This is a genomic window from Trichloromonas sp. (assembly GCF_041583255.1).
Taxonomy (GTDB): Bacteria; Desulfobacterota; Desulfuromonadia; order Desulfuromonadales; family Trichloromonadaceae; genus Trichloromonas.
In genome coordinates, this window is record NZ_JBFHGD010000144.1 from 1 (window position 1) to 8,555 (window position 8,555).

Genomic DNA, 8,555 nt, shown 5'->3' on the forward strand with positions numbered 1-8,555 from the left:
AGCTTGATCGCAACGCCTTGCTCAAGCGGCTGGTCGAGATCCAGTACCAGCGCAACGACGTCGATTTTCACCGCGGCACCTTCCGGGTGCGCGGCGACTCGGTGGAAATCTTCCCTGCCTACGAGGAGGACCGGGCGATCCGGGTCGAGTTCTTCGGCGACGAGATCGAGGCGGTCAGCGTGATCGACCCGATCCGCGGCAAGGTGACCGACCGCATCGGCAAGACCACCATCTTTCCGGCCAGCCACTACGTGGCGACCCGGCCGACCCTGGATCGGGCGATCAAGGAGATCCAGGACGAGCTGCTGCAGCGCATCCAGTATTTCCGCGAGCGCAACCAGTTGATCGAGGCCCAGCGCATCGAGCAGCGCACCCTGTTCGACATCGAGATGATGGAGGAGATGGGCTACTGCCAGGGGATCGAGAACTATTCGCGGTTTCTTGACGGCCGCGCCGTCGGCCAGCCGCCGGCGACCCTGTTCGACTACTTTCCCGAAGACGCCCTGCTCTTCATCGACGAAAGTCACGTCTCGGTCTCCCAGGTCGGCGCCATGTACCGCGGCGACCGTTCGCGCAAGGAGACCCTGGTCGGTTACGGCTTCCGCATGCCGTCGGCGCTGGACAACCGGCCGCTGACGTTTGAGGAGTTCGAGAAGAAGGGGATCCAGACGGTCTACGTTTCGGCGACCCCGGCCGACTACGAGCTGGAGAAGGCGCAGGGGGTGGTGGTGGAGCAGATCGTCCGCCCCACCGGTCTGCTCGATCCCCCCATCGAGGTGCGTCCGGCCAGCGCACAGGTCGACGACCTGATCCACGAAATCCGCATTACCGTAGAAAAGCAGGAGCGGGTGCTGGTCACCACCCTGACCAAGCGTATGGCCGAAGATCTCACCGGCTACCTCGAAGAGGTCGGCATCCGGGTGCGCTACCTGCACTCGGACATCAAGACCGTGGAGCGGATGGAGATCCTCCGCGACCTGCGCCAGGGCAAATTCGACGTGCTGGTCGGCATCAACCTGCTGCGCGAGGGGCTCGATCTCCCCGAGGTCTCCCTGGTGGCGATCCTCGATGCCGACAAGGAAGGCTTTTTGCGCTCGGCCCGTTCGCTGATCCAGACCTGCGGTCGCGCCGCCCGCAACGTGGCCGGGCGGGTGATCATGTACGCCGACCGGGTGACCAAATCGATGCAGGTCTGCCTCGACGAAACCGAGCGCCGCCGGGTCACCCAGCTCGCCTATAACGAGGAGCACGGGATCACCCCGGAGACGGTGAAGAAGAGCCTGCGCACCATCCTCGAGGATATCGCCGAAAAAGACTACGTCGAGCTGCCGCTGGTGGCCGAGGAGGAAGAATTCTACGGCAGCCCCGAGGCGCTGAAAAAAGAAATCGGCCGGCTCAAGCAGGAAATGCTCGCCGCCGCCGCCGACCTCGATTTTGAAAAAGCCGTCGAGCTGCGCGACCGGATGCTGCTGCTGGAGAAACGGGAACTGCAGCTGCGGGGATAGCGGGCATTCCGCGCGATTGGAGCGGGACTTTTCCGTCAAATGTGCTATAAATTCATGAGTCTACCGACTCAAAGTCTGACCCTTGTGTTTCCTCTTTTAATCTGACCAGCAAGGACACTGCGATGAATCTCGCTGAAGAATTCAAGGACGCCTGCGGCTTCGGCCTGCTGGCCCATATCAAGAACCGTCCGAGCCATGCCCTGGTCGAGGACGCCATCCGGGCGCTGTCCCGCATGATGCACCGCGGCGCGGTGGCCGCCGACGGCAAGACCGGCGACGGCTGCGGCCTGCTCTGCGCGATGCCGAACCGCTTCATGCGCCGGGTCGCCGAAGAGAGCGGCCATTCGCTCCCCGAACAGTTCGCCGTGGCGATGCTCTTTCTCACCGACGAGGAGCGGCAACTGCAGGTGTTCGAGGAGAGCTGCACCCGCAACGATCTGCAGCTGTTGTTTGTGCGCGAGGTGCCGGTCAACACCGAGGCGCTGGGGGAATACGCCCTGGGGATGCTGCCGCAGATCCGCCAGGCCTTCGTGGTGCCGGCGGCGCTGATCGCCACCCGCCGCTTCGACGCCCTGCTTTACCTGACCCGCAAGGAGATCGAGCACCGGCTCTGCGAAGACCGGGATTTCTATATCCCCAGCTTTTCCCGCAAGACCGTCGCCTACAAGGGGCTGGTCATGCCGAGCTACCTGCGCACCCTCTATCCCGACCTGCAGCAGGACGACTTCGAAAGCGCCTTCGCCGTCTTCCACCAGCGCTTTTCCACCAACACCCTGCCGCGCTGGCGGCTGGCCCAGCCGATGCGCACCCTGGCGCATAACGGCGAGATCAACTCGCTGCACGGCAACCGCTTCAACGCCCGGCACAAGTTCAACGAGGCGGTCAGCACCGTCTTCAGCGCCGAGGAGCTGGCCCGGCTCTTCCCCCTCTTCGAGGAGGGGGTGAGCGACAGCGCCAGCCTCGACAACATGCTGGAGTTTCTGCTCGCCAACGGGGTCGATTTCTTCAAGGCGATCCGCAGCCTGATCCCGCCGCCGCGCCACAACGTGGCCCACATGCCGTCGCGCCTGCGCTCCTACTACGAGTACACCTCGGCGGCTTACGAGCCCTGGGACGGCCCGGCGGCGGTGAGCATCACCGACGGCCGCTACGTCGGCTGCATTCTCGACCGCAACGGTTTGCGCCCGGCCAAGTACCTGCTTACCACCGATGATCGCCTGCTGATCTCGAGCGAGTACGGGGTGCTCGACACGGACCCCGCGATGGTCCGCGAACGGGGTCGGCTGCAGAGCGGCGAGATGATCGCCGCCGATCTCGAGCAGGGGCAGATCTTCTACACCCGCGACATCGACCGCTACCTGATGGAGTCGCAGCCCTACAGCGAGTGGCTGACCGATCGCACCTTCTACCTGCAGGAGTTCATCGAGCACCAGTTCGACGACCTGCGCGACTACGCCTGTGTCGGCCTGGAGCAGAAGCAGCGTTTTTTCAACGTCACCCACGAGACCCTCGAGGTGATCGTCCGCCCCATGCTCGAGGCGGGCAAGGAGCCGACCGGCTCGATGGGGGACGACACGCCGATGGCGGCCTTCTCCAGCGAGCCGCGCAATTTCACCGACTTCTTCCGGCAGAATTTTGCCCAGGTCACCAACCCGCCCATCGACCCTTATCGGGAAAAGGCGGTGATGTCGGCCACCATCGGTTTCGGCGAGCTGGGCAACCCGCTGATCGAAAGCCCGGAGCGGGCCCACCGGCTGAAGAGTATTTCGCCGATCCTCTCCCGCGACATCTTCGACGCCCTGTTGTCCTTCGGCGATCCTCTGCGTCCCCGGTTCGAACCCTGCTACAAGTACGGGGTCTTCGCCACCACCTTCGCCGGCGGCCTGCAGGCCAGCCTGCAGCAGCTGGGCGAGCAGGTGGTCGCGGCGGTACGCGATGAGGCGGTGCGCATCGTGGTCCTCGACGACCGCGAGGTCGATGCCGGGCATCGGGTGATCCCCATGGCCATGGCGGTCGGCTACCTCAACCAGCGGCTGCTGGCCGAGAAGCTGCGCCACCGGGTCAACCTGGTCGCCGTCACCGGCGAGGTCAACGATTCCCATGCCGCCTGCGTGCTGCTCGGCTGCGGGGTGACCGCGATCTACCCCTGGCTGCTTTACGCCACCAGCTTCGAGCTGTGCCGGCGCAAGGAGCTCTCGCCCAAGGAGATCCGGCGCTCGCTGAAAAACCTCTACGACGCCATGACCAAGGGGATTCTCAAGATCATGTCGAAGATGGGGATCAGCACCGTCTCCAGCTACCGCAACGCCGCCCTGTTCGACATTATCGGCCTCTCTCGCGAGCTGGTCGCCGACTGCTTTCCCGGCACCTCGCTGCACCTGCCGGGCCTCGGTTACGCCGAGATCGAGGCGCGGCTGGAGCGCCAGCACCGCGCGGTCTTCCGGGAAACCTTCATGACCCCGGTCTACCCGCTCAAGGTCGGCAGCTCCTTTCAGAACAACGCCGCCAGCGAGTACCACGATTTCGGCGCCCGCTCGGTGGTGCAGATGCACCATTTCGCCGACACCCTCGATCGGGCCGAGTACCTCGGATTTCGCTCCCTGATCGAAAATCGCGGTCGGCGCTTCATCCGTGACTTTTTCACCTGGAACAGCGACCGCCAGCCGATTCCCCTCGACCAGGTCGAGCCGGTCGAGGCGATCACCCGCCGTTTCGACTCGGCGGCCATGTCCCTCGGCTCGATCTCTCCGGAAGCCCACGAGGCGCTGGCCGAGGCGATGAACCTGCTCGGCGGGTCGTCCAACAGCGGCGAGGGGGGGGAAGACCCGGCCCGGCTGAAGACCAGCCGCAACAGCAAGATCAAGCAGGTCGCCTCGGGGCGCTTCGGCGTCACTCCCGAATACCTGCGCAGCGCCGAGAAGATCCAGATCAAGGTGGCCCAGGGAGCCAAGCCGGGCGAGGGGGGGCAGCTGCCGGGGGACAAGGTGAGTCCGCTGATCGCCTCGCTGCGCTACACCGTCCCCGGGGTGACCCTGATCTCGCCGCCGCCGCACCACGATATCTATTCCATCGAGGACCTGGCCCAGCTGATCTTCGACCTGCGCCAGGTCAATCCCAAGGCCAGGATCAGCGTCAAGCTGGTCTCCAGCGCCGGGGTCGGCACCATCGCCGCCGGGGTGGCCAAGTGCTACGCCGATCACATCATCATTTCCGGCTGCGAGGGGGGGACCGGCGCCGCGCCACTGACCTCGATCAAGCATGCCGGCAACCCCTGGGAGCTGGGGCTGGCCGAGGCCCACAACAGCCTCAAGGCCAACCACCTGCGGGAGCTGGTCGAGCTGCAGGCCGACGGCGGCCTCAAGATCGGCACCGACGTGGTCAAGGCGGCCCTGCTCGGCGCCGAATCCTACGGCTTCGGCACTCCCTTGCTGGTGATGCTCGGCTGCAAGATGCTGCGGGTCTGCCATCTCAACCGCTGCTCGGTGGGGGTGGCCACCCAGGACAAGAACCTGCGCGAGCACTTTGTCGGTACCGTCGACAAGGTCGTCGCCTACCTGCGCAACGTCGCCGAGGATGTGCGGGAACACCTCGCCCGGCTCGGCTACCGCAGCCTCGACGAAATCATCGGCCGCAGCGACCTGCTCACGGTGATCGACCATCCCGAGGCAAACCCCTTTGACTTCTCCCGGGTGCTGCAGCGTATCGACGGCGTCGACACCCGCCAGCGCCCGAATCCCCCCTTCGATGACAATGCCTTTGAAAAGCAGGTGCTGCAGGAGGTGCTGCCGGCCATTCGTGACCCCCGCGCCGAGGTCATCGTCGAGCGCCCCATCCGCAACATCAACCGCAGCTTCGGCGCTTTGATCAGCGGCGAAGTGGCCCACTATTACGGCAACCAGGGGCTGCCGCGGGACGCGATCACCCTGCGCCTGACCGGGGTCGCCGGCCAGTCCCTCGGCGCCTTCCTGGTCGACGGACTGAATATCTACCTCAGCGGGGTCGGCAACGACTACGTCGGCAAGGGGATGCACGGCGGCCGCATCGTCATCATCCCCGGGGTCTACCAGGAAGGGGCCTCGGCGGTGGGGAATACCTGCCTGTACGGGGCTACCGGCGGCAAGCTCTTCGTCGCCGGCACCGCCGGCGAGCGCTTCGCCGTGCGCAACTCGGGGGCCCTGGCGGTGGTCGAGGGGACCGGCGACCACGCCTGCGAGTACATGACCGGCGGCACCGTGGTCATCCTCGGCGAAACCGGCATCAACTTCGGCGCCGGCATGACCGGCGGCGCGGCCTTCGTCTACGACCGGGCCAAGAACTTCATCGACAAGATCAACCGCGAACTGGTCGAGGCTCGCCGCATCGACGTCGATGACGACAGCGACGGCAAGATCTATCTGAAGCAGATTCTGCTCAGCTACCACAACCGCACGCGCAGCCCGAAGGCCCAGCGGCTGCTGGAAAACTTTCGCGAGGAGCTGGCCTACTTCTGGATGGTCACGCCAAAAGATATGAAAGCACCACTAAATCCCAAAGAAGGGGATTGATAGATATGCAGAACTTTACCAATACCAACCGCCAGGAACCGCAAAAAGAAAGCGCCGCCGCCCGGGTGCGCGGTTTCGAGGAGATCTATCGTTATTACAGCCTGGCCCAGGTCGCGCCCCAGGCCGAGCGCTGCATCCAGTGCGGCGACCCGTTCTGCACCGCCATCGGCTGCCCGCTGGGCAACTACATCCCCCAGTGGCTCGAGGCGATCGCCGGCCGCGACCTGGAAAAGGCCTTCCTGCTCGCCAACGAGACCTCGCCCTTTCCCGAGGTGCTCGGGCGCATCTGCCCGCACAGCCACCTGTGCGAGGGGGCCTGCACCCTGAATGACGGCTACGGGGCGATCACCATCGGCTCGATCGAGGCTTCGATCACCGACCTCGGGTTCGCCGCCGGACTGCAGATCCCCTTTCCCGGCGTCACCCGCAAACAGAAGGTGGCGGTGATCGGTTCCGGCCCGGCCGGGCTTTCCTGCGCCCACTTCCTGCTGCGGGCCGGCATCCAGGTCGACATGTACGAGCGCGCCGCCGAGCCCGGCGGACTGCTGGCCATCGGCATCCCCAATTTCAAGCTCGACAAGCGGATTGTCCGCCGCCGCTTCGACATCCTGCAGCAGGCCGGACTCAACCTGCACCTGAACTGCGAGGTTGGGCGCGACGTTGAGTTTGCCGGGCTGCTGGAGCAATACGACGCCCTCTTTCTCGGCCTCGGTTCCACCGGCGGCCGGCTGCCGCAGCTCGATCACGAGCTCCACGGCAACGTCTTTCTGTCCATGGAGTTTCTCGGCGCGGTGCAGCAGCGGGAATCCGGCGGCAAGCTGGAGCGGCGCTTCGACGTGCGCGGCAAGCGGGTGGTGGTGATCGGCGGCGGCGACACCGCCATGGACTGCGTACGCACCTCGATCCGCGAGGGGGCCGAGACGGTCACCTGCGTCTACCGCCGCGACGAGGCCAACATGCCGGGGAGCGTCAAGGAGTATCACAACGCCATCGAAGAAGGGGTGGAGTTCTACTTTCACCGCGCCCCCCAGCAGATCATCCTCGATGACGACGGTCGCCTGACCGGGGTTGAAGTCCTCGAGACCTGCCTGGCCGAGCCGGACGCCGACGGCCGCCGGGCCATCAAGGAGGTCCCCTGCTCCGAGCATTGCGTGCTGGCCGACGTGCTGATCCTGGCCCTCGGCTTCGACGTTGAAGACTACTCTTTCCTGCCGCAGGCTGGCATCGACACCCGCCACCGGCGGCTGGTCATCGACCGGGCCAGCGGCCGCACCTCCCATCCCAGGGTCTTCGCCGGCGGCGACTGCCACCGCGGCGCTCACCTGGCGGTCACCGCGGCCGCCGACGGCCGCCGGGCGGCGCTGGCGATCATGGAGCAGCTGCTGAAAGACTGATTCGGGGGCGGCCTTTGGCCGCCCTTTTTTTATCTTCAGGGGGAGCCGGGAGCGGGTGCATCCCGGTAAATCCCTGTTATTCTTTTAATAAGGGATTTAATCTATGGACGGCGATTGTCGCCACAGAGACACCGAGGTACGGAGTTTTGTTGTTCAAAAAAAACTTCAAGGTATCAAAAGATATGAGGTTTTACCTGCTGTGCCCCACGGGTAACTCCAGAAATACCAAAACCATACGATTTTCTCGGTGTCTCTGAGTCTCTGTGGCCAACTGATTATTTTAGGTTCAATCATCTGTCGGGAGGAAAATCATGAGCGATCAGCAGCGTTCTATTGAAGTGGCCGAGGCGGCCCGCGAAACCGAATGGAAAAAGCCGAGCTTTGTCGGCGAGCTGTTCATGGGGAGGCTGCGCAGCGAACTGATATTTCCCTTTCCGCAGCAGTCCGCCGAAGATAAGGCGGCCGGCGACAAGGTGCTGGCCGAACTGAAGGATTTCCTCGAGCAGCAGGTCGACGCCGACCAGATCGACGCCAAGGGGCAGATCCCCAAGAAGGTGACCAACGGTCTGGCCAAGATGGGGCTGTTCGGCATCAAGCTGCCGCAGGAATACGGCGGCCTCGGCATGTCCCAGGTCAACTACAACCGGATCGTGCAGCTGGTGGCGAGCCACTGTGCCTCCACCGCGGTGCTGTTGTCGGCGCACCAGAGCATCGGCGTGCCGCAGCCGCTGAAAATGTTCGGTACCGATGAGCAGAAGGCCAAATACCTGCCGCGCCTGGCCAAGGGGGAGCTGAGCGCCTTCGCCCTGACCGAACCGGAGGCCGGGTCCGACCCGGCGCAGATGACCACCACGGCGACCCTCACCGAGGACGGCGAGGCCTACCTGATCAACGGGCAGAAGCTCTGGATCAGCAACGGCCCGGAGGCGGGGCTGATGATCGTCAGGGCCCGCACCAACGATCCGGCGGAAAAACGGCCGGAAATCACCGCCTTTATCGTTGAAGGCAAGAGCGAGGGGCTGACCACCGTCCACCGCTGCGATTTCATGGGACTGAAAGGGCTGCAGAACGGGCTGCTCAATTTCGACAACGTGCGGGTGCCGAAAGAGAAC

4 protein-coding genes are annotated in these 8,555 nt (G+C 64.6%); all 4 read left to right on the forward strand.

Annotated elements, in window-relative coordinates; translation table 11 throughout:
* The coding region (gene uvrB / locus ABYV89_RS11665; protein ID WP_432823128.1) for an excinuclease ABC subunit UvrB at positions 1 to 1,505 on the forward strand (1,505 nt) is incomplete at its 5' end.
* Between the two features lie 122 nt (positions 1,506 to 1,627).
* Positions 1,628 to 6,049: a glutamate synthase large subunit gene (gene gltB, locus ABYV89_RS11670; protein WP_432823129.1), complete on the forward strand. Its 4,422-nt coding sequence runs from the start codon at positions 1,628 to 1,630 to the stop codon at positions 6,047 to 6,049.
* Positions 6,050 to 6,054: 5 nt separating this feature from the next.
* Entirely contained in the window at positions 6,055 to 7,443 is a 1,389-nt protein-coding gene (locus ABYV89_RS11675; protein WP_432823130.1) for an FAD-dependent oxidoreductase, read from the forward strand.
* 311 nt (positions 7,444 to 7,754) lie between these two features.
* Positions 7,755 to 8,555: acyl-CoA dehydrogenase family protein (locus tag ABYV89_RS11680; protein ID WP_432823131.1), on the forward strand; the 801-nt coding region annotated here is incomplete at its 3' end.